Source organism: Candidatus Arthromitus sp. SFB-turkey, from assembly GCF_001655775.1.
GTDB lineage: Bacteria > Bacillota > Clostridia > Clostridiales > Clostridiaceae > Dwaynesavagella > Dwaynesavagella gallinarum.
Map to the genome: position 1 here is coordinate 15,326 of NZ_LXFF01000004.1, position 24,381 is coordinate 39,706.

The 24,381-nt window shown below is 25.4% G+C and carries 24 protein-coding genes; 2 read left to right on the forward strand and 22 right to left on the reverse strand.

Features of this window, described 5'->3' with window-relative positions; genetic code table 11:
* Window positions 1-132 precede the first annotated feature (132 nt).
* The 20 genes from A6P36_RS00240 to murC all read right to left on the reverse strand — a co-directional run bounded on the left by A6P36_RS00240 (window position 133) and on the right by murC (window position 20,144).
* Complete coding sequence (locus A6P36_RS00240; protein ID WP_066760182.1) at window positions 133-555, reverse strand: S1 RNA-binding domain-containing protein; 423 nt, start codon at window positions 553-555, stop codon at window positions 133-135.
* A 27-nt stretch (window positions 556-582) separates the two neighbouring features.
* Window positions 583-831: an FtsB family cell division protein gene (locus tag A6P36_RS00245; protein ID WP_242861583.1), complete on the reverse strand. Its 249-nt coding sequence runs from the start codon at window positions 829-831 to the stop codon at window positions 583-585.
* A gap of 114 nt (window positions 832-945) precedes the next feature.
* Window positions 946-1,335, reverse strand: coding sequence for a spore cortex biosynthesis protein YabQ (yabQ, locus tag A6P36_RS00250; RefSeq protein ID WP_066760186.1), 390 nt, complete (start codon window positions 1,333-1,335; stop codon window positions 946-948).
* Complete coding sequence (gene yabP / locus A6P36_RS00255) at window positions 1,335-1,637, reverse strand: sporulation protein YabP (protein ID WP_066760188.1); 303 nt, start codon at window positions 1,635-1,637, stop codon at window positions 1,335-1,337. The genes yabQ and yabP overlap by 1 nt, the downstream gene beginning before the upstream one ends.
* Window positions 1,638-1,705: 68 nt before the next feature.
* Window positions 1,706-1,945, reverse strand: coding sequence for an RNA-binding S4 domain-containing protein (locus A6P36_RS00260; RefSeq protein ID WP_066760190.1), 240 nt, complete (start codon window positions 1,943-1,945; stop codon window positions 1,706-1,708).
* A gap of 46 nt (window positions 1,946-1,991) precedes the next feature.
* On the reverse strand, window positions 1,992-2,267 hold the full coding sequence (locus A6P36_RS00265) for an HU family DNA-binding protein (RefSeq protein WP_066760192.1): 276 nt from the start codon (window positions 2,265-2,267) through the stop codon (window positions 1,992-1,994).
* Window positions 2,268-2,469: 202 nt separating this feature from the next.
* Window positions 2,470-4,002: a putative polysaccharide biosynthesis protein gene (locus A6P36_RS00270; RefSeq protein ID WP_066760194.1), complete on the reverse strand. Its 1,533-nt coding sequence runs from the start codon at window positions 4,000-4,002 to the stop codon at window positions 2,470-2,472.
* Between the two features lie 111 nt (window positions 4,003-4,113).
* Window positions 4,114-4,662, reverse strand: a complete 549-nt coding sequence (spoVT, locus tag A6P36_RS00275) for a stage V sporulation protein T (protein WP_066760195.1) — start codon at window positions 4,660-4,662, stop codon at window positions 4,114-4,116.
* A gap of 103 nt (window positions 4,663-4,765) precedes the next feature.
* Window positions 4,766-5,755, reverse strand: a complete 990-nt coding sequence (locus tag A6P36_RS00280; RefSeq protein WP_066760197.1) for a peptidyl-prolyl cis-trans isomerase — start codon at window positions 5,753-5,755, stop codon at window positions 4,766-4,768.
* Window positions 5,756-5,792: 37 nt separating this feature from the next.
* The gene (locus A6P36_RS00285) at window positions 5,793-6,815 is read right to left on the reverse strand and encodes a peptidyl-prolyl cis-trans isomerase (RefSeq protein WP_066760199.1); all 1,023 of its coding nucleotides are present in this window, start codon (window positions 6,813-6,815) and stop codon (window positions 5,793-5,795) included.
* A gap of 21 nt (window positions 6,816-6,836) precedes the next feature.
* Window positions 6,837-10,358 (reverse strand): transcription-repair coupling factor, encoded by a 3,522-nt coding sequence (mfd, locus tag A6P36_RS00290; RefSeq protein WP_066760202.1) that lies wholly within the window; start codon window positions 10,356-10,358, stop codon window positions 6,837-6,839.
* Between the two features lie 17 nt (window positions 10,359-10,375).
* Window positions 10,376-10,930 (reverse strand): aminoacyl-tRNA hydrolase, encoded by a 555-nt coding sequence (pth, locus tag A6P36_RS00295; RefSeq protein ID WP_066760204.1) that lies wholly within the window; start codon window positions 10,928-10,930, stop codon window positions 10,376-10,378.
* A 55-nt stretch (window positions 10,931-10,985) separates the two neighbouring features.
* Window positions 10,986-11,825, reverse strand: a complete 840-nt coding sequence (locus tag A6P36_RS00300) for a S1C family serine protease (RefSeq protein WP_156507944.1) — start codon at window positions 11,823-11,825, stop codon at window positions 10,986-10,988.
* Between the two features lie 36 nt (window positions 11,826-11,861).
* A complete protein-coding gene (locus A6P36_RS00305; protein ID WP_066760205.1) occupies window positions 11,862-13,289 on the reverse strand; it encodes a sensor histidine kinase in 1,428 nt (475 codons plus the stop codon).
* Window positions 13,289-13,975, reverse strand: a complete 687-nt coding sequence (locus tag A6P36_RS00310; RefSeq protein WP_066760207.1) for a response regulator transcription factor — start codon at window positions 13,973-13,975, stop codon at window positions 13,289-13,291. Before A6P36_RS00310 ends, A6P36_RS00305 begins: the two co-directional genes overlap by 1 nt.
* Before the next feature lie 196 nt (window positions 13,976-14,171).
* Window positions 14,172-15,149 (reverse strand): ribose-phosphate pyrophosphokinase, encoded by a 978-nt coding sequence (locus A6P36_RS00315; protein ID WP_066760209.1) that lies wholly within the window; start codon window positions 15,147-15,149, stop codon window positions 14,172-14,174.
* 30 nt (window positions 15,150-15,179) lie between these two features.
* The gene (gene glmU, locus A6P36_RS00320) at window positions 15,180-16,541 is read right to left on the reverse strand and encodes a bifunctional UDP-N-acetylglucosamine diphosphorylase/glucosamine-1-phosphate N-acetyltransferase GlmU (protein ID WP_066760210.1); all 1,362 of its coding nucleotides are present in this window, start codon (window positions 16,539-16,541) and stop codon (window positions 15,180-15,182) included.
* A gap of 97 nt (window positions 16,542-16,638) precedes the next feature.
* Window positions 16,639-18,027, reverse strand: a complete 1,389-nt coding sequence (asnS, locus tag A6P36_RS00325; protein WP_066760211.1) for an asparagine--tRNA ligase — start codon at window positions 18,025-18,027, stop codon at window positions 16,639-16,641.
* Window positions 18,028-18,044: 17 nt separating this feature from the next.
* Window positions 18,045-18,701 (reverse strand): metallophosphoesterase family protein, encoded by a 657-nt coding sequence (locus A6P36_RS00330; RefSeq protein ID WP_066760212.1) that lies wholly within the window; start codon window positions 18,699-18,701, stop codon window positions 18,045-18,047.
* Window positions 18,702-18,758: 57 nt separating this feature from the next.
* Window positions 18,759-20,144, reverse strand: a complete 1,386-nt coding sequence (gene murC / locus A6P36_RS00335; RefSeq protein WP_066760213.1) for a UDP-N-acetylmuramate--L-alanine ligase — start codon at window positions 20,142-20,144, stop codon at window positions 18,759-18,761.
* A gap of 180 nt (window positions 20,145-20,324) precedes the next feature.
* Here murC and spoVG point away from each other — a divergent pair, with 180 nt between their 5' ends.
* Window positions 20,325-20,597, forward strand: coding sequence for a septation regulator SpoVG (gene spoVG, locus A6P36_RS00340; RefSeq protein ID WP_066760214.1), 273 nt, complete (start codon window positions 20,325-20,327; stop codon window positions 20,595-20,597).
* Between the two features lie 25 nt (window positions 20,598-20,622).
* Here spoVG and A6P36_RS00345 read toward each other — a convergent pair whose 3' ends face one another.
* Window positions 20,623-22,080, reverse strand: coding sequence for a leucyl aminopeptidase (locus A6P36_RS00345; protein ID WP_066760215.1), 1,458 nt, complete (start codon window positions 22,078-22,080; stop codon window positions 20,623-20,625).
* A 68-nt stretch (window positions 22,081-22,148) separates the two neighbouring features.
* On the opposite strand from A6P36_RS00345, the gene A6P36_RS00350 reads away from it, so the two are divergent.
* Window positions 22,149-23,027 (forward strand): alpha/beta hydrolase, encoded by an 879-nt coding sequence (locus A6P36_RS00350; RefSeq protein ID WP_066760216.1) that lies wholly within the window; start codon window positions 22,149-22,151, stop codon window positions 23,025-23,027.
* A 24-nt stretch (window positions 23,028-23,051) separates the two neighbouring features.
* On the opposite strand, the gene A6P36_RS00355 is transcribed toward A6P36_RS00350, so the two are convergent.
* On the reverse strand, window positions 23,052-24,374 hold the full coding sequence (locus A6P36_RS00355) for a hypothetical protein (RefSeq protein ID WP_066760217.1): 1,323 nt from the start codon (window positions 24,372-24,374) through the stop codon (window positions 23,052-23,054).
* Between the last annotated feature and the right edge of the window lie 7 nt (window positions 24,375-24,381).

Genomic DNA, 24,381 nt, shown 5'->3' on the forward strand with positions numbered 1-24,381 from the left:
ACCGCAGGATTTTAAGTCCTGTGCGTCTGCCAATTTCGCCACTTCAGCTTATTCATTTTGTTTAACAACTACCTTATTAGTATAACTTATTTTAACTATACTGTCAATATATTTTTAAATTTAAAAATATACTTATCCAAAATTTCTCTTTCCATATCCTCTTTGCTTAGAATCCTGATTTTTTCTGAAGTCTTGCATCCTTTCTTCACTATCTTTCAAATATTTAGATAGTATATCCTCAAAATTTAATTTATTATTCTTACTAGATCTAACATTATCATTTTCTTTTTTATCATTACTTCTCTTATTGTTATTTTCAAACTTATCCTCAGCTTGTTTAATAGATAAACTCATTTTTCCATTGCCATCTACGGATAAAACCTTAACTTTTACATCTTTTTTATCCTTTAAATACTCTTTTATATCTTTTATATACTTATTTGATACCTCAGATATATGTACTAATCCAATCTCTCCATTTACATCTACAAAAGCTCCAAAATTCGTAACATTAACTATTTTTCCATCATAAATACTTCCTATGACTAAAGCCATATTAATTTTGTTCCTCCTTAAAATAACCTAATTATCTTTAACAACATTAATTATAGATTTTTCTCCATCAAATACATATCCCAGTCTATCTCTAACTAAAACTTCTAAATACTCTTCTGTATTTGATAGCTCTAATTCATCTTGTAATAATTGAATTTCATGATTTATATCACTTAATTTTTCTTGATATTTTATAAGCTGAACCTCTACATTATATCTATCAAAATCATTCTTTAACAAAGTAATCAAACTATAAATTAATATGACTAAAATCATAACATTCCTAATAAAGAAAATACGCTTCCTTTGCTTAATCAAAATACCCTCGTCTATAAAATAATTTTTTAACACATAAATATTTTAATACATATTCGTTTTTTTTCAATATTTTTATAAACTTTTATTGATTTTTTTATTAAAAATTCTCAAAAAAGTATAACACATATTTTTAAAAATTATTCTAAAGACAGTTAAAATACCGTTTATTAATATTTTAACTTTTAAAAATATATTTTTAGAAATAAATTTTAAATAAAAAACAACTCCTAAAAATATATAAAAGTAAGTATAAAAAGATAATATTGCATATTGAGTATATAATAAAAAACAAAATACTATAATTCCTATTATAATCCAAAATATACTACATTTAATAAAATTAAAAAAATTCTTCTTTGAATTTCCAACTAGTATTCTATACACATCAAAACTAATACCAAAAACTATTCCTGATAAAAAACTGTAAAGTAAAATTAAAACTTGTATACCTAAATTTATCATTATTTCTTACCTAAAAACTTTTTAAATACATTAGTTTTAACATTTTTTTGTTTTGTATCTTCTAAATACTTACATTCATGTATACTTCCCGAAATACTTACTTCTCCATTTTTAAGATCTAATTTAGAAATTTTAAGATTATTTCCCACTATTTCAAGTTTTTTTAATACAGTATTTAATAAAACCTTATCTTCATCAAAGGATAAAACTTCAAAAACCCCTGTAATACTTACTTTTTTTCTATTTTCCAAAAACACATTACTTTTTTTTATTAAATCACTATTTTCTTTTTTATAATCCATAGTTAACCTCCATCAAATATTCTTTATTAGAATAATATGAATATTTAATGTAAAGTATTACCTATATATTATATAATTCTATACATATTTTCTGCTTCATCTTTTCTTACATGCTCTTTTATTTCTAAAATTTCAACTTTAAAACTTGAATTTCCAAAATTTATTTCTAAAATATCTCCAACATTTACATTAGATGATGGTTTTGATAATTTCCCATTTATTAATATCTTATCAGAATCACAGGCATCTTTGGCAACTGTTCTTCTTTTTATAATTCTAGAAACTTTTAAAAACTTATCTAATCTCATCTTTCCTCCAAATTTAAAAATAAAGACCCGAGAATATCTCGGATCTTTATTTATTAACTCTTTCTTTAAATTCCTTACCCGCTTTAAATACAGGAACCTTAGCTGCAGGAATTTTAATAGGTTCATTATTTTGCGGATTTCTACCTTCTCTCTCAGCTCTCTCTCTAATTTCAAAAGTTCCAAAGCCTACTAATTGAACTTTGTCTCCATTTTCTAACGCTTCAAATACACTCTTTATAAATGAATTTAAAGCAGCCTCTGCATCTTTCTTACTAAGTTCACTTTTTTGCGACATACTCGCAACTAATTCAGCTTTATTCAACCCTATATCCTCCTTAAAATTAATTTATTTAATTACATAAAACTAAATTTACACAATTAAATAAAACTAAAATTAATTACTAAATTTATTTGCTTCAATTAATGTTATCATAAGTAAAAACATTATTCAATAATATTATTACATAAGTCTTAAATTTATATATATTCTATAATTACAATTTATAAAAATAATATTCATATTTTTATTTTATAGATAAAAATATATTATTTATTTCTTTTCTCTTAAAAATAACTACACTTAAAATATAAACTATTCCTCCAATTATTATACAACTCCCTAAACTTAATATAAGATTATCGAAAATATTATATAAATAATTAAAACTTATTAAAACAATAACAATCATCAATAATGAAGATAATAATGGTGACAATACAACATCTATTATATTAACATTTATTTTTAATTTATTTTTTATAGCCCTGATATTTAAATAACTTGTTAAAATATATGAAAAAATTGTAGCTAAAACCGCTCCATAAATATTAAACTTAGAATTACCTGTTAAACATAATGTTATAACTACCTTTAAAAAACATCCAATTAAAAGATTAATAACAGGTCTTATGTAATTATTTGTACTTTGAAGAATAGAGGTTGATACTTGAGAAAAAATTATAAAGGGTATACTAACTGAAGCATACTTTAAAATATCAAATCCATCAGAATTTTGAGGAAATATTACATTCATTATGGGCGCTGATAAGAAATATAATCCTATAAAACATGGAAAAGCAATATAACTAGATAATTTAAAAGATGTTATTACCTTTTCCTTAAATTGATCATATTTTTTTAAAACAAATAATTTAGATAATGCAGGAATAATAGATGTACCTAAAGCAATAGATAAAGCTAAAGGAACATTTATAAGAACTGAAACTTTACCTGTTAATTGACCATATAAAATAGTTGCTTCTTTATGACCATATCCAGCACTTAAAAGCATTTGAGGTACTAAAATAGAATCTATTAAAATCATTATAGTTGAAACCGTAGCCCCTAAAGATAATGGTATTGCAATTTTCAAAATTCTATTTAAATATAAATTACCATCTTTATTTACTTTAACATTGTAAAAATATTTCTTCTTAAATTTAATATAAACAATGATTATAAATAAAGTTGATATAAACCCTCCAAATGATGCTCCAAAAGCAGCTCCTCCTGCTGCATACTCAATCCCCATTGGAAAAAATATAAATGCCAAAGATACACCAAATATAACTCGTACAATTTGTTCAATTACTTGAGATACTCCAGTTGGAATCATATTTTCCATACCTTGAAATACTCCTCTAAATACCCCTAAAGCACAAACACTAATTGGGGCAATTGAAACACCTATTAATGACCAATACACTTTTGAATCCCATTTTAAAAAATCTATTATAAAATTTGAGCATGTAAACAAAATAAAACTAGTTCCTAAACCTAAAATAATCATAATTTTAAGAGATGATCTTACTATACTTAAAATGGAGCTTCTATCATCATAAGCAATTCTTTCTGACACAAGTTTAGATACAGCAATAGGCATTCCTGAAACTATTCCTATAAAAAACATATATAGAGGATAAGTCATTTGATAATATCCAATTCCTTCATCACCCATAAGCATAACAAGTGGCCATCTAAATAAAATGCCCAAAAATTTAGCTAATATACTGCTTAAACTTAATATAATTGTACTTTTTATAATTTGATTACTCATAACCCCCCCATAACTAAATAATTATATGCTTAATTTTTATTTTAAAATATAGAAAAATATTCTAATAAAAAATAAAAAAAGCTATGAATTCATAGCTTTATATGTATAAAATTATTCCATTTGCTTACCTAAAAATGAAGCAGCTGTTTCTGCAAGCTTTTGCTCAACAATTCCTAACTTTTCATCGCCTTCTTTAGATAAAATTATTACAGCTCCAATAGCATCACCCTCAGCAATAATTGGAGATATTATTTGAGAAGAATATTTATTTTGTAAATTTTCATCTGCACACAAAGGCAAAAATTCATTCTCTTCAGTTATACAAATTGTTTTTCTATTTTCTAATACTCTCTCTAACTCATGACTTATTTTTTTCTCCAAATACTCTTTTTTAGATATACCACAAACTGAAATAAACTCATCTTTATCTGCAATTAAAACTATATTTCCTATAGCTTGTTGTAAAGATTCAGCATATTCTTTTGAAAAATCACTTAACTCTTCTATAGGTGAATATTTTTTTAATATAACTCCACCGTCTCTATCTGTAAATATTTCAAGTGGATCTCCTTCTCTTATTCTAAGAGTTTTTCTAATTTCTTTAGGTATTACCACTCTTCCTAAATCATCTATTCTTCTAACTATACCTGTTGCTTTCATTATTTTTTCCTCCTAAAATTTACATATAACATACTCAACACTAATATTATCTATCATTTTTGCTATTTTATACATTAATTAGAAAAAAAGAGCAGCTTAATTGCTACTCTTTTTTCCCTAATATATTATCTTCGTATATTTTAACACCATATTTATCTTTAGCTTTTTGAATTAAAGAATCCATAACCTCATTTATTTTTTCTGCTTTAAGTGTCTCTTCTATGTTCTTAGAAACTCTATCAAGATCTTCAGTCCACTCATCTTCATTAACATTTTCAACCTTTATAATATGATATCCAAATTGCGTCTTAACAGGTCCTCTAACTTCCCCTTCTTCCATATCTCTAACTTCTTCCATAAACTCTTCAACAAGCTGAGAGTTTTCAAATTCTTGATAACCTAAGTACCCGCCAACACTAGCACTTCCATCTTGACTATGAATTTCTGCAAGCTTTGAAAAATCTTCTCCATTATCAAGTAGATCTAAAACCTTTAGTGCTGAACTTTCTTCATTTAAAAATATATGATAAACATCAGCTCCAGGACCCCTTACAAATTTATCAGAATTTTCTTTATAATAACTCTCTATCTCACTATTTGATACCTTTAAATTTTCAGTTTCTTTAGCTATTAATTCTTCTATAATTAAAGAAATTTTAAGTTTACTTTTGTAATCTTCTTCATCTTTAAATCTACTATTTATAATAGCTGTTGAAAAAGCTTCATCATTTCCAAATACTGATTTCATATTTTCAAATTCTTCATCAACTTTTTCTTGTATATCAGATTCATTAACTACCCCTTCATCTTTAGCTAACTGCACCAATACTCTTTGCTCAACATATTGATCTACTAAATCTAAATAAATTTGTTTAAAATCATCTGATTCTTTATAATCTTCTCCATATTGATCTATAAAACCATTTTCAAGTCCACTGTAATATTCATTAACTTCTTCCTTTTTCACAAACTCTTTTTCAATTTTTGCTACTACTTCAGGATCCTTGTGTGAACTTCCTTTATTAATACAGGAATACAAAGAAAATGCTATTATTACTGGTAAAACTACTGATGCAATTTTTCTAAATTTCATGTTATATTTCCTCCCATACTACCTTGAAACCTTAAAATTATTTTACTTTAAGATTTTTCTCTTTAAATAAATTTTCAGAAAACTCATTCACTAAATTTTGTTTCTTTTCAGTTAAAAGAGTTTCCTCTATATCCACCCTGACTGATTCAATATCATCATATTCAGGTTCACTTTTAATACCTTCAACTTTTATTATATGATATCCAAATTGAGTCTTAACTGGATCAGATATCTCTCCTTCACTAAGATTCTTAGCTCCTTCCAAAAAGTCCGCATCATAACTAGTATTGTCATATTCAACAAACCCTAAACTTCCTCCTGTTTGACTAGTAGCATCTTTGTTTAACTCTGCAGCTATATCTTCATATTTTTCACCTGCTTCAATTCTCTCCTTAACTTTTAATGCTTCCTCTTCCGTATCAACTAAAATATGATACATTGTTGCCCCTGCTCCTGTTTTATATTTTTCATCTTTATTGTTTTCATAATATTCAAGAATTTCATCTTCACTAACACTAACATCTTTTACTAAATCATCAACAAGTTTATTTATTTTTATAATATCTCTTTGCTTTGTTTTATAATCTTCAATATCTACATAAAAAGCTGCTTTCAATGCTTCATTTAATTTTTCTTCATTTACTTTATGTCCATGTCCATCATCTAAAGTTCCATTTTCTTCATCAATAAATAAATGCATAACTTCAGAAACCATATTATCTATTTCTTCATTAATCTCTTCTTCTGTAGCAATACCTCTTTTACCAAATTCTTCTACAAGTATAGAATTTTGCGCATAATTTTCTGCAAAAGCTTTTAATTGTTCATTTAAATACTCACTATTATTTTTATAATCTTCACCATACCTTTCAATTAACGCAGCATCAAACCCTTTAAAATAATCTTCTACTTCACCTCGTGTAATTTTTCTTCCATCATAAGTTGCCAATACTTCCCCTCTTATAGCTTCTTCAGTTTTTTGAACTATACTACAAGAAGACAAAACAAAAAACACTAATGCTATCATGGAAATCTTACTTATTAGTTTGTTAAATTTCATACTAAAATATCCTCCAATTTTCTAACTTTTATTAAATTTTAAAATACTACTTTCTTTTATTAAATTTTCTAACAAAATTATAAATTTATCAAGAAGATAATTTTTTTCTTCACCAATAATTTTATAAGAAAATGAAGGTTTATCTCCAGAATTAAATACAATATTTTCAGAGTAATTATTTAAAATATAATCAAAACTACCATTATCCACGTAATCTTTATTCTCATATTCAAAAATTACATTTTCTCCAACCTCTTTTATTTGAGAAAATCCTAATTTCCTTCCAAGAGCTCTTACATACGATATCTTTATAAGACATTCAACCTCTTTTGGTATATCTGAAAATCTATCTATAAGTTCTTCTCTTATGTATTTAATATCTTTCTTATCTTCAATACAAGAAATCTTTTTATAAATTTCAATCTTTTGCATTTCATCTTCAATATATTGAGATTTTATATATGCATCTATTTTAATATCAACAACTGTATTTACTTCCTCTTTACTAATATCTCCTTTTAAAAGTTTTATAGCATCCTCAAGCATTTTACAATATAAATCGTATCCAACAACACTCATTTGCCCATGTTGAGCTTCTCCCACAATATTTCCGGATCCCCTAATTTCTAAATCTTTCATAGCAACTTTAAAACCAGAACCAAGCTCTGTAAAATCTTTTAATGTTTTTAATCTTTTTTCAGCTACTTCAGTTAAAACCTTATCTTTTTTATAAGTTAAATAAGCATAAGCAACTTTATTACTTCTTCCAACTCTACCTCTTAATTGATAAAGCTGAGATAATCCAAATTTATCAGAATTATAAATAATTATAGTATTGGCATTTTCTATATCAATACCTGTTTCAATTATTGTAGTACAAACTAAAAAATCTATTTCCTTATCTAAAAATTTCATTACAATATCTTCTATTTCTCTCTCACTCATTTGACCATGAATTACAGAAAACCTACATTCAGGGACGAGATTTTGAAGATAAATATTCATTTTATCAATAGTCTCAACACTATTATAAACAAAAAATCCTTGTCCAAATCGTGAAATTTCCCTAATTATAGCATCTCTAATTAACTGATCACTATATTCAACAACATAAGTTTGAACTGGATATCTTTCCTCCGGTGGAGTATCAATAACACTTATATCCCTAACTCCTATCATAGACATATGTAAAGTTCTTGGAATTGGAGTTGCACTTAAACTAAGAACATCTATATTTTTTCTTAATTCTTTAATTTTTTCCTTATGTTTAACCCCAAATCTTTGCTCTTCATCTATAATTAAAAGTCCCAAATCCTTAAATTCAACATCTTTAGATAAAAGTCTGTGAGTTCCTACTATTATGTCAACTTCACCACTTTTAAGTTTTAAAAGAGTTTCTTTTTGTTGTTTTGGAGTTCTAAATCTACTTAAAACATCTACATTAAAAGAAAAATCTATAAACCTTCTCTTTATGTTATTATAATGCTGATCTGCAAGTATTGTAGTTGGAACTAAAAATGCAACTTGTTTTTTATCAACAACAGCCTTAAATACCGCCCTTAAAGCAACTTCTGTTTTTCCATATCCAACATCACCACACAAAAGCCTATCCATAGGCTTATTAGATTCCATATCCTTTTTAATATCATAAATAGCAGATATTTGATCAGGGGTCTCATTATATGGAAATTCATCTTCAAATTGATGTTGCCATTCACCATCTTTTGAAAAAGCATATCCATTTAAAATATTTCTCTCAGCATATAATCTTACCAAATTTTCTGCAATTTCATTTACAGATTTTTTAGTTTTAATTTTAATTTTTGCCCATTCACTTCCACCTAATTTATTAACCTTAGGGCTCTTTCCATCAATACCTATGTACTTTTGAACTAAATCTAGTTGCTCTATTGGAACATATAACTTATCATTTTTTTCATACTCTATATCTAAATAATCACGATTAATTCCTTGAACTTCTATTTGCTTAATACCTTTATATACTCCTATACCATGATTAACATGTACTATATAATCTCCTGGTTTTAACTCTGAAAAACTTTTAATTTTACTAAAACCTTTTTTAACAGAAGAAAAAGAAGTCTTATTTTTTTTATTTTTAGATTCTCCAAAAACTTCTTTATCTGATATTACATATAACTTTAAATCTAAAAAATCATAACCATCATTTAATGATCCTTTACTTATTATAACTTCTCCAAAATTAAATTTATTAAGATTTTCATCATAATACGCTTTTATATCATACTCTTCTAAAAGCTCTTTTAATTTCTCACCTCTCATTTTTGTAGAAGATAATATAACAACTGAATAATTTTTACTTAATTTTTCTTTTATTTCATTTAAAATAACATTTATTTTTCCATCCATTTTTACTGTGTCTTTAGTTTCAAATTCTACAATTGAATTACTATTTGACTCATTAAACAAACTAAATTTTAAATCATATACTTCATTTATCTTTTTATATAAAATACCTTTATCTAAAATTAATTTAATTTGACAAGGTAATACCTCACCACGAAGTATCAACATTTGAAAATTTTCTTGAAATCTTTCATATAAAATATCTAAGGTTTCTATACATTTTTTAAATTCATCAACTACAACAATTGAATCATCCATAAAATCAAAAAAATCACAAAAATACTCCTGAAGATATGGAATTATAACGTTATATTCATCAAAAAAAGGAAATTCTTTTATTCTTTCCAAAATAAACTTAAATTTTTCTTCAAGTTTGTTCTTTATATCTAAATCATTTATAGATTCAATATATTTATAAAAATCTTCCTCAAGATTCTTATATAAAATGTTTCTTTCATTATCTTTCAAAATAAATTCTTTAGCTTGTATTAGTCTAACAGTTTCCTTATTATCAATACTTATTTGTGTAACAACATTAAAACTTCTTATAACATCAACACTATCTCCAAAAAACTCTATTCTATAAGGAAACTCCGAATTTATTGGAAAAATATCTATTATTCCACCACGAACTGCGTATTCTCCCTTTTGTTCAACTTTATACACTTTTTCATATCCTAAATTGTGCACATTTTCTAAAAACTTATTAAATCCATAATCCTCATTAATATGTAAATTAACTTCTAACAATTTTGTAGTTTCTTTATTCATATATAAAGAAACTAAACTATCTACAGAAGTACAAATAATTTTCTTAGATCCATTACATATTTCTTTAAGTGCCTTAATTCTATCCCACTTCAAATCTGAAGAAAATGCTTCTATATTGTAAAAAACATTTTCTTTCCCTTGAAAATAAATACATTCATCTGTATAAAATTTTAAATCTTCATACATATTTTTAGCTTCAAAATTACTACTTGTAATTACAAAAATATTTTTATTAGTTTTTTTATATATTCCATATATAATGGCAGATTTAGAAGAACTCACTAATCCGCAAACATTAATTTTTTGTTCACAATCTAAGTTATACAAAATATTTTGAAATTTTTCAGAATTAAATATTCTCTCATTAATTCCTTTTAACCTCATAAAACACCGCCTATTACTCAATTGAATATATTCATAGCCTCAATTATTTTACCATCTATAATCATCTCAATACATTTCAAAATACTTCCATATTCATCATTAAATAATTCAAGTTCCTGTAATGTAAAATTAGATAATACATAATCTGATAAATTAATATTTTTATTTTCTCCAATTCCAATTTTAATCCTTTTAAATTTTTCTGTATTTATTTTATTAATAATATCTTTTATTCCATTATGCCCCCCATGAGATCCTTTCTGCCTTATTCTAATTTTCAAAAAATCCAAACTTATATCATCATAAATAACTAATAAATCATCAAGATTAATTTTAAAATAATTTATAATTTCAACTACAGCATCTCCACTTAAATTCATATAAGTCTTAGGTTTCACTAAAATAACTTTTTTCCCCATTACATTTCCAATGCCATAATTACAAGTATTATTTTCTTTATTAAACTCTATATTAAATTCTTTAGAAAATTTATCTAAAATCATAAACCCTATATTATGACGAGTTTTTTCATATTTTTTACCTATATTTCCAAGACCTACAACTAAAAACATAAACTCATCCTCACTTTTAAAATAAAAATAAAAGTGCAACAAAGCTTATTTAATACTAAGTTGCACCCTCAATCATTTCTTCTATTAATTTTATGATATCCTGTGATGAAATTAAAATAGATGATGTTTCCTTATGTATATTGTAACTATCATTAAATTTAACGCTACTTATACCTAAAATTTCACCATTTACATCAGAAATAGGACCCCCTGTATTTGAAAAATTAACATTAACATCTGTCTTAATAATCTTAATTCCATCATCAAAAATATCAAAGCCACTAATTATTCCCGAATTCACATGGTAAGAATTAAAATCACCTGACGAATTTCCTATAGAAACAACTTTTAAACCATGACTTACATCAGAAATATTTTCCTTAAAAACTCCCTTAACATATTCATTTCCATCAATTTTTAACAAACATATATCATATTTTTCATTATAACCTACAACTTTTGCTTCCTTTACTAAATTAAGAGTACTAGGAATCTTAACATATATCTTATTAGCATTATTTAATCCATAAAAATTAGTAACTATATATCCATCTTCTGAATACAAAATACCGGTCATATTATTTTGTACTAAACTATGATCCCCACGATTGTTAACTTCTCTTATATACGCATTAATTCCAACAACAGATTGATTTAATCTATTTATAACCTGAGTTATATTATAATCATATTTTAAATTTATTTTAGAATCATCTATATTATAAAAATCAAAATAAATTGTAATAAAAATTACAGATCCAATAAATCCAAAAATAATAGAAATAAGAATATTTATAAAAACATTAAGAATTTCTTTTTTAAAACATTTTATATTTTTTTCCTTAAAAATTATACGTCCCTTATGTAAATCTGTATTGCGATTATTAATCCCCAACTTATTACCACCTAAAAGCTAAAATAAATATTCAATTTAATTAGCTAATTGTAATGTAAAGATAAAACTTACTCCCTCTTCTTTTACTCTATTTTCAACCCATATCTCTTCTCTGAATTGTGAAATTATATTTCTAACTATAGACAACCCAAGTCCAGTACTTTCCTTTCCTGTTCTTGATTTATCATTTTTATAAAACCTTACCCAAATATTATTAAATTCCTCTTCACTTAAAAGTTTAGCAGTATTAAAAATACATACAACAGCCTTATTATTCTTTATTTTAGCAGATATATTTATACGTTTCCTATCATCACAATATTTAATAGCATTAGCTATTAAATTATTTAAAACTTGAACAAGCCTATCTTCATCAGCTATTACATTTACATTATCATGCTCAAGAAAAACTTCCATATTTATATTACTTTGTTTTATTTCTTGCTCAAAATTTGTAACTGTATACCTTATTAATGAATTCAATTCTATTATTTTAAACCTTAAAGTAAATTTTCCAGACTCCATTGTTGTTAAATCTAACAAATCATTTACAAGTCTAGATAAACGCTTAACTTCATCATAAACAACTTTGAGTTTTTCCATATGATTTTCTTCAGGTATTATACCATCCAAAATACCACTTAAAAAACCTATAATGGTAGTAAGTGGTGTTCTTAACTCATGGGAAACATTTGATAAAAACTCTCTCCTATTAGAATCTATTTTTTCCAATGATTCCGCCATATAATTAAACGAATTAGCAAGTTCTCCTATTTCATCTTTAGAATTTATTTCAATTCTTTTATAAACATCTCCTAAAGCAAATCTTTTAGCCGTACTATTTATTACTTTAATAGGTGTAACAAGAATCTTTCGAGATAAAAAATACATAAATAAACTTATTATAAATATAGATAACAACACTATTGAAAAAATAATCAAATTAAATCTATGAATTTTATTTAAAATAACACTTTCCCCGAAAAATAAAGTTATTGCACCTTTATAAATACCAGATTCATACAAAGGTTTTACCAATCTATATAACTTTTCACCAAAACCATTATCATAAACATCTAATTCGTTTGAACTAATATGATTAATTTTAAATTTATTATAATAGTCAACTTCATACTGTTTTCCCAACAAATTTTTGTGAGAATCATTAGACACTAAATATACATAATTAAGAGCATCACACAAAACTATATCGACTTCTAAAACTCTACTAACTACATCTACATAATCAGATAAATACTTAATATAATCAGTACTTGGATTATTCATGTAGTCAATTACAGAATCTGATATTATTTCTATCTGAGTTGTTAAATTATCTACTTTAGAATTTATCAAATTATTTTTATACCAATATGATGCAAAAAAGGCAAGTAATACAAAAACACAAGTAACGACAGATAAAAAATACAACAATATCTTATTTACAATACTGTTTTTTGTCATCACTTCACCTCAAATTTATATCCAACACCCCAGACTGTCTCTATCTGCCAATTCATTCCACCATTTAATTTTTCTCTCAACCTTTTAATATGTACATCAACCGTTCTAGAATCTCCAGGATAATCATACCCCCAAACTTCACATAAAAGATTTTCACGAGTAAAAACTTTATTTTTATTTGAAGCGAGATAATGCAAAAGTTCAAATTCTTTTGGTGGCATTTTTATATCCTGTCCCTTAAATATAACAGTATAAGAATTTATATCTATTGTTAGATCTGTAAAAACTAAACTTTCTCTAACATGACTATCTGTATTAAATCTTCTCATAACAGCCTTTATTCTCGCTAAAAGCTCTTTAGGTTCAAAAGGTTTAACCATATAATCATCAGCCCCTAGTTCTAAAGCCAAACATTTATCAAAAAGTTCTCCCTTAGCAGTAAGCATTATTATAGGTACACTAGAATCTCTTCTAATCCACTTTAAAACCTCAGTCCCATCTAAAACAGGCATCATAATATCTAATATAACTAAATTCGGCTTATAATCTGGAAAAATTTCTTGAACTTCTCTACCATCACTACAAGATCTAATATCATAACCTGAATTTCCCAAATACATTTTTAAAACTTCCAATATATTAACATCATCATCTACTATCAAAACCTTAACTGCATTTCCGTCCATCTTAACACTCCCTTATTTTGTGAACATTAAAATTTTGTTCTATATATCCATACATACCACTAAATTTATCATACAAAAAATATTTATTAATGTAAAATTATTTTTAAAATTAACTACTTTTTATAATTTATAACAAAATTTACATTTTTCTTCTATTATAGTTTTCCAATGTTTGAAAAAAATATACTAAAGGCTTTTAAAATTTACCAAATAAAGGACTTAAACTCTTACAATGATGAATTCTTTTTATAGCTTCTGCAAATATTGGTGCCACTGATAACATCTTAAACTTTGAATATTCCTCACATAATTTACATTTAGATATAGTATTTAAAAATACTAACTCTTTTATAGGAGATTTATTTATTCTATCTACAGCCTCTCCCGAAAATACTCCATGAGTACAACAAGCATAAACTTCTTTTGTTCCAAGTTCCATAAGCTTATTTGCAGCATTTACAATTGTTCCTGCTGTATCTATCATATCATCAACTAAAATTGCAACTTTTCCCTTAACTTCCCCTATTACTGACATAACCTCTGAAACATTTTGAGAAGGTCTTCTCTTATCAATAATCGCCATAGGAACATCTCCGCTTAACTTCTCTGCAAATCCTCTAGCTCTCTTAACACTTCCAACATCTGGAGATACAATAACTAAATCTCCATCAAAAACTTTTTTATCATAATATTTTGTTAAAATTGGCAACCCTAATAAATGATCAACTGGAATATTAAAATACCCCTGAATTTGTGGAGCATGTAAATCCATAGTAAGAACTCTATTAGCACCAGCAATTGTTACAATATCTGCAACAAGCTTTGCAGTTATTGGATCTCTAGATTTTGCTTTTCTATCCTGACGAGCATATCCATAATAAGGAATAACAGCTGTAATTCTACCTGCTGAAGCTCTTTTTAAAGCATCTATTATTATTAATAGCTCCATCAAACTATCATTTACAGTTAATTCACTTGTCTCACAAATAGATTGTACAACAAAAACATCTTCTCCTCGTATAGTTTCACTTATATCAACATTTATTTCTCCATCACTAAAATTTACAACTTTAGACTTAACTAGTGATGTATTTAAACTTTCTGCAATATCTTTTGACAACTCAAGATTAGAATTTCCAGCAATTATTTTTATATTGTTAATTTGCTCTAACATGCATTACATCCTCCAACCATTTTTATTTAATTATTTGAATTTTTTAATTACCCAATTTTCTATATTTGTTTGTTTACATCTTCCTATGGCAAGACTGTTTGAATCAACTTTTTCTGTTATAGTTGTACCTGCTGCCACATATGAATTTCTTTCAACAGTAACTGGAGCAACTAAATTAACATTACAACCAACAAAACATTCATCTTCAATAATAGTTTTATTCTTATCTTTTCCATCATAATTTACAGTTACAATTCCACACCCTAAATTACATTTTTTACCCACAACAGCGTCTCCAACATAAGATAAATGAGAAATTTTTGTACCGCTTCCTATTGTAGAATTTTTAATCTCAACAAAATCACCAATTTTAACCGCATCTTCAATAATAGAATTAGGTCTTAAGTATGCAAATGGGCCAATATTTGTATTTTCTCCAACCTTAGAATCATAAATAACCGATGAATCAATCTTAGTATTTTTACCAATAAAACTATTTACTATCTTTGTATTTGAAAATATTTCACAATCTTCTTCTATAACAGTACTTCCATAAATACAAACATTTGGATGTATAATAACATCTTTCTCTATCTTAACATCCATATCTATATACGTAGATTCTGGATTTAAAAATGTAACACCGTTGTTCATATGATTTTCATTTATTTCTTTTCTTAATAATTCATTAGCATAAGATAATTGTTTTCTAGAATCTACTCCTACAACTTCATTTTTATCTGCACATATAGTACCTATTTTCTTATTTTTCCCATTAAAAATTTCAATAATATCTGTTAAATAAAATTCATTTTGCGCATTACAATTTTTTATATTTTTTATTCCATCTAATAAATCCTCAATTTTAAAACAATACAAACTAGTATTAATTTCATTTATAGAAAGCTCTTCTTTAGTACAATCTTTAGCTTCTCTTATACAAAAAACCTTTCCATCTTTTCTTATAATTCTTCCATAACTAAGAGCGTCATCTAACACAGAAGTAACAAAAGTTAAAGAATTCTCTTCTTTAAAATGAACACTTAATAACTCATTAATACTTTCCTCTTTAAAAAGTGGTATATCACAAGCAAATATCAAAACATTTCCTTTTTTATTTTTCAAAAAATCATATGCACTTAAAACAGCATGTCCTGTCCCGAGTTGTTGTTCTTGAAACGAATATGTAACTGACTTATCTTTAGTAACATCAATTAAACTTTCTCTATATTCTCCAACAACTAAATTAATATCATCAACACCACATTTTTTTAATTTATCAATTAAAATATTAATCATTTCCTTACCACAAACTTTATGAGTTCCCTTGTGGTATTTTGACTTCATTCTACTCCCTTTTCCTGCAGCCAAAATTATAGCGCAAACATCCATAGCACACACCTCATAACTAATACTAACTATTATTATAATTTAATAATATTAAAATTTTCAATAACATAAAAAAAAGATAGTTAAATAACTATCTTTGTTAAAATTCTGCAAATTGTGGAGTTCTAGGAAATGGAATAACATCTCTAATATTACTCATACCAGTTATATACATAACAAGTCTTTCAAGACCAAGCCCAAATCCTGAATGTTTTGTTTCCCCATATTTTCTTAAATCTAAATACCACCAATAATTTTCAATTAGAAGTCCACATTCTTCTATTCTATTTTCAAGAACAGTATATCTCTCTTCTCTTTGACTTCCTCCAATTATTTCACCAATTCCAGGAACTAAACAATCAAAAGAAGCAACAGTTTTCTGATCATCATTTAACCTCATATAAAAGGCTTTTATTTCCTTTGGATAATTATATAAAAATATAGGTTTTTTAAAATGGTTTTCTGTTAAATATCTTTCATGTTCAGACTGTAAATCAACTCCCCATTTAACTTCAAACTCAAACTTCTTATTAGATTTTAAAAGTATTTCTATAGCTTCTGTATACTCTATTCTTTCAAAAGTACTATTTTTTACATTGTTTAATCTATCAATAAGACCTTTATCTATAAAATTATTTAAAAATTCTAATTCCTGCTTACATTCATTTAAAACAACATTCACAACATACTTAAGCATATTTTCAGCTAAATCCATAGCACCAAACAATTCTAAAAACGCAGCTTCAGGTTCAATCATCCAAAATTCAGCCGCATGTCTTGAAGTGTTTGAATTTTCCGCTCTAAATGTAGGTCCAAAAGTATAAACTTTTCCAAGTGCAAGGGCCATAATTTCAGCTTCTAACTGTCCACTAACAGTTAAATTAGCTAACTTTCCAAAAAAATCTTTAGAAAAATCTACTTCTTTATTATCTTTCTTTTCAACATCTTTTAAATCTAAAGTTGTAACCTTAAACATTTCTCCCGCACCTTCACAATCACTGGTTGTTATTATAGGAGAATGTATATATTCATATCCTTGTTCTTTAAAATAACTATGTATAGCGTAAGATATAACACTTCGTATTCTAAACACAGACAAAAATGTATTTGTTCTAGGTCTTAAATGTCCAATTGTTCTCAAATATTCAAAAGTATGTTTCTTTTTTTGCAAAGGATAATCCTGATTAGATTTTCCTTCAATGAAGATATTTAATGCTTTTATTTCAAAAGGTTGTTTATTTTCAGGAGTTAAAATCACTTTACCTTTAACAGAAATAGTAGATGAAATAGGAGATGAGCATACTTCGCTATAATTTTCTAAATTATTTTCAATAACTATTTGTATATTTTTAAGCATACTACCATCATTTAATTCAATAAAACCTATATTATTGTTACTTCTTATACTTCTTACCCATCCACATATTAAAATTTCTTTATTATCATAATCTTTAAAATTTTCATATAAAAACCTAGCATTAATTTCCATATAATAACCCTCTCTTTCTAACGAACTCCATTATCATAAGAATTTATAAGTATTTCTGGAAAATTCATCATTTTCATATCCTTTTGAATTTTATGAAAAGAATAATTAATCTTCATAATTTTAAAATTATATAAATTTTCAGACACATCTAAAATTCCAAAAGTTACAAATTCATTACTATAAGATGGTTTTCCAATACTTCCAGGATTCAAAATACATTTACTCTTTGAAATTTTATTTTCATCAGCTAAATGTGTATATCCACAAACTAAAATATCTTCATCAATATCACAAGATTCTTCATAAGGATTTTTATGTATAAATTTTACTTTTAAACCACCAAATTGAAAATTTACTTCTGTTGGTAAAGTCGATAAATAATACAAATTGTTTTTTGTAAGCTCTTCACGAGTAAAATTCATAGAAAAATTATTTACAGTACTTTCATTTATAAAACTAAAATCATTTTTAATAACAGCTAAATCATATATACCTTTCATTGCTATTATTTGTTTTCTTCTCATAAAATTTATAACTTCATTAGGATGAGGACCATATCCAACAATATCCCCAAGGCAAATAACCGTATCTACACCTTCTCTTTCAAATTCAGAATACACTTCCATAAGAGAATATAAATTTGAATGAACATCACTTATAATTCCTATTTTCATAATTTCACTACCTTCTGCTTAAAAATTAAAAGAGGTTTTAAAAAAACCTCTTAACACTTATGACTTTATAAACATATCACATAAATTCCCAACATTACCAGCACCTATTGTTAAAAACAAATCTCCATCTTTTATTTTTCCTCTAGCATACGATAAAGCATCATCAAAATCTTTCGCATTATAACATTTTTGTCCATAAGACCTTATTTTATCCCCAAGTTCCTTTGAATTAATATTTCCCGGATCTTTTTCTCTTGCTGCATAAATATCTAAAAGTATAAGTTCATCTACACCATCAAAACACTTGGAAAATTCATCAAACAAAGCAAGAGTTCTACTATAAGTATGAGGTTGGAAGAAACAAAAAATATCATTTTTAGTAATAGATTTTGCTGTACTAATCGTAGCTCTTATTTCAGTAGGATGATGCGCGTAATCTTCTATAAGTGTTATATTGTCTTTCTTACCTTTTATTTCAAACCTCTTCTTTGGTAACTTAAATTCTTTTAACGCCTTCTTAGTTTTTAAAAAATCAAGATCCATCATAAAAGTAAAAGCTATAGTTGAAAGAGAATTTAAAATATTGTGATCTCCAAGTGCACTTATCTCTACATCTTCATAATACTTGTCTTTGTAAGAAACATCAAAAACTGTTTTATCTAGTTCTTTTCTTATATTTACAGCTTTAACATCTCCATTATTTATGCCATAAGAAATTATTTTACACTTAGCATATTTCAAAATATCTTTAATATTTTCATCATCTCCACACACAATTAAACAACCATCATCAGATATATTTTCAATATATTTTTTAAATGTACTTTTTATATGATCTAAATCTCTATAATAATCCAAATGATCCTTATCTATATTAAGTATAACTCCAATATCTGTAGAAAAATTTAAGAAAGATTCCTTATATTCACAAGCTTCCATTAACAAATATTCACTCTTGCCAATTTTAAAATTACCATCAATAATAGATAACTCTCCACCTAATAAAATTGTAGGATCTAGTTCATTATGAATCATAACATAACTAAACATAGATGTAGTTGTAGTCTTACCGTGTGTTCCTGAGATAGTTACACACTTATTATATCTTTTAGTTAACATTCCCAAAAATTCTGCCCTATTTATCATAGGTATATTTTTCTTTGCACCTTGTTTAATCTCTTCATTATCAGATCTAATAGCTGCCGTATATACAATAAGTCCTACATCATCACTTATATTTTCACTATTATGACCTATATTTATTTTACATCCAGCATTTCTAAGTTTTAATATTAAATCATTCTCCTGCATATCACTTCCAGAAACTTTAAAACCCTTATCTAAAAGTATTGATGCAATACCACTCATACTAATTCCACCAATACCTATCAAATATATACTTTGATTTTTTTCAATAATTTTATCTATAAAATGATCTTGCAAAAAAAACACCCCTTAATTATATAGGACTTTTTATAATTATATACATTTTTTACTAAAAAAAATACATATTTATTAAAGAATAATATATTTTTTTAAAATTTATTGTTATGTGAATATATTTTTTATTTTTTTGCATAGAATACACCTTATATTATTGAAAAACTTATAGAGGTGAATTGAATGCAAGTTACAGATGTTAAAATCAGAAAAATCACTAATGAAGGAAAAATGAAAGCTATCGTGTCAATAACTTTAGATAATGAATTTGTTGTACACGATATTAAAGTTATAGAAGGAGAAAACGGTTTGTTCATTGCTATGCCTAGTAGAAAAACTCCAAATGGAGAATTTAAAGATATAGCTCACCCAATCTCTACGGATGTTAGACAAAAATTTCAAACTGAAATTTTAAAACACTACAATATAGCCTTAAGTGAAAAAGAACAATTATAAAAAAGGAGCAATTAATTTGCTCCTTTTATTTTTTTTCATTATTTTTACAAAATTCATATAAAAACTCTATTCCTGCTCCTGTAGAACCTTTTTTAGGAAATATTTTGCTTGGAAAATCATTCCAAGATACATAAGCAATATCAATATGTGCCCAAGGTTTATTTTCTATAAATTCACCTATAAAAAGTCCAGCAGTTATTGTTCCACCATATCTTCCTCCAAGATTTTTCAAATCTGCTATATCTGATTTTAACAATTCTTTATATTCCTCATCAGCTGGAAGCCTCCAAATACTATCTACAGTATTTTTTGAACTATAATTTAATTTTTTAAATAACTCTTCATTATTATCAATTATTGCTGCATATTTAGTACCAAGTGCAATACCACACGCCCCTGTTAAAGTAGCAATATCTATTATTATATCTGTGTTTAACTTATTTGCAGCATAATAAACACCATCAGCAAGAACAAGTCTTCCTTCTGCATCTGTTGATATTACCTCAATAGTTTTTCCAGATAAAGATCCTATAACATCTCCAGGTTTAAACCCATCACCACTTACCATATTTTCACAAGTAGGTATTATCCCATATACATTTATTTTTAAATTTTGTTTTGATATAAGAGTCATAAGAGATAATACTGAGGCAGCTCCTGCCATATCACACTTCATAGTAACCATTCCATCAGAACTTTTTATAGAATATCCTCCAGAATCATATGTTAAACCCTTACCAACAAAGGAAATAGATTTATTAGTTGTATCATCACCAAAATATTTCATAACTATAAATCTCGGTTTATTAGAAGATGCTTTTCCAACTTCATAAAGTGCCTTTAAACCATTTTCTTTTATCCATTTTTCATCATAAACACTTATATCAACATTTAAATTTTCAATAGCTTCTAAACACCTTTTAGAAAATTCTTCAGGAGTTAAAATATTAGAAGGTTCATTTACTAAATTTCTTGTTAAATTTATAGCATCTCTTATGTTCAAACTTTCTTTTAAATGTTCTTCACTTAAAATGATATTTTCTCCATAAAACTCTACATTTACACAACACTCTTCCTTACGTTTTGTAAAATATTTTGAAAAACTATAACCACAACCACTAATAGCTAAAACAAATGCTTTTATTAAATCACGAGAACTTAAATTTTCACTTTCAAACAAATTAACTAAAATATTTAAAGGTTTATCAAATTTAAAATTTTTAAAACATGAAACAATAGACTTATACATGTTTTCATAATTTAAATCCTTCTTTTTTCCAAGTCCTAAAAAAACCCTATTTAAGATTTCATCTTCTTCATCTTTCATAAAACTATAACTTGTACAACTTTTACAAGAAAATATTTTTTTATCACGTAGTTTATCTAAAATATGAGAATATTTTTGAACTTTTTCATCTGAAAAACATGGAATAACTACAATATCATAGTTTTTATCCACACTATTAGTTATATTAAATTTCATTTAATAATCCCTCCAAGCAAATGAATATTAATTTATTTATTACTTAAAATAACAATGGTGATTCAATTATGATAAATAAAAAAAAGACAATTATATACTTAATAATTTTATTGTTTTTTATGCAATTTATTATTAACTATGGTTTATTTTTTTACAACAAAAAATATAAAATAAATTTTAATATTGAAAATTTTATAGAAAAAACATTTTCTCTTGAAAACAATATTATTACATATTATGAAAGAGATGTTTTAAACAATGATTCCTCACTTAAAAATATTGTTGTTATACACAGTCCATTTGAATCATCCTTTAACTCAAATTATATGTTATCAAATATTTTTAATATATTTAATGATTCAACAAATAATTTTAAAATAATACTAATAGATCTTCCAGCTCATGGAAAATCTTTCAAACAAAATAATTACGATTATTCCTTTAGAAATATCTCCTCATGTATATTGAAACTTTTAGAAAATTTAAATATAAATGATATTTATTTAATATGTGATAAATTATCTTCAAATATAGGTTTAAATATGATTTCTCTAAATGATAAAATTTTTTCAAATACAATATTAATAGACCCTGTATTTAATTACAATTGTTATTTAGAAAATATAAAACTTAGTATGAAAAACAAATTTTTAACCTTAAGCTCCTTTATATTTTTAAATTTAAAAAATAGTGAACTTTATTTAAACAATTATGTAATTTCATATTTCAATAATAAAAATTCATCAAATAAACACGTTAAAAAAATGATAAGTGAAAGCACACCTATATCAATAAAAGAAGTTTCATCAAAAAATATAAATGTTTTTGCTCTTGTTACAAATAAAAAATATTTCAAATCTTCATATTTAAAAAATTTATCAAACAATTTCTCAGTTATATTTTTTCTTCCACACAAAAATTTAGTAGAACAAATAATTAAAAAATAGGTTAATAAACATAACCTATTTTAATTATTTCACCTTAAATTCTTTATAATCATATTCCATTATGTGATATCCTTTTGATTTTTCATAATCATAAACATATTTATTGAAACCTGTTTTCCCATCATAAGGAAATAATGATTCCATTCCTTCATTTACCTCAACACCATAAACAAGATTTGAAATATTTTTATCTTCATCATAATTTAATCCAACTATGAAATATCCCTTATCTTTAAAATATGGATACATAAAAATCATAGGATAATATATAATGGCATACTTTATATTATCATATTTTTCCATATTCTTCATTTGAGAAAAATTATCTATATAAACTTTAAAAAATACATACCCCTCATAATTTAAAGAATGCATTTCATCATATTCATTTAATATATTTAAGAAAAATCTATAATCATAATCCCCATTAATCTCTCTATTTTTTTTGCACATATTAGGCAATATTGATTTTATCATTTTTTCAATTTTACCATCATCTTTTATCAAAAGCTTTTTAAGTGCCTCTATATGATGTTTTGCTTGTTCATATCCTTCCTTAGACATATCTATAATTTTTTTTACATTCTCCTCATGTTTATTATAAATATTTTTTACAAAATTTCTTGACTCACTATGTGAATTATCTATATCCAAAAGATCCAATTGATCATACATACTCATTAAAAATATCCCACTACTTCTAAACTCCATCTCATCTAAATTTTCATCCTCTTCACAACAAAATTCTTCATTTAAATATGTTTTATCTTCTACATCTTTATTTTTAACACTAACATCATCTTTTTCTTTAACATCTTTATCAATATTTTCTGAATCTTCCTGTACATCATGAGCCTCATCATAAGAAGTTTCATTTTTTTTAACATAGACTTCTTTCTTTCTTTCAAATGAATAATTATCTTTTCTAAATGGCCTATTTCTAATTCCTCTAAACTGAGAAACTTTCCAATTAAAAACCCTTTTCTTAGGTAAAAAACCACTTAAAGGAAATTTTAATTCACCTTTTAAATCCTTAACACAAATGGTACTTCCACAAACACCATCTAACATAGATTCATCAAAATCATAGGAAATATCTATTTTACCATTAGAATCTGCTTTAACCTCCCCAATAGAAATTACATCAATTTTGTTAGAATCATTTTTAACAATAAGATTTAAACTATAAGTATTTTCATTGTTAACGTTTTGAATGTAATAAAAAATTTTAAACTTAAAATCTTTACTTTCTATCTTTGTATATCCGGAGGGCTTCTTATTATTAAAAGAAAATCCTTTATCATCTTCTTGAAGTATTATAAATTTTTTATTATCAGAAACACTCATTTAAATC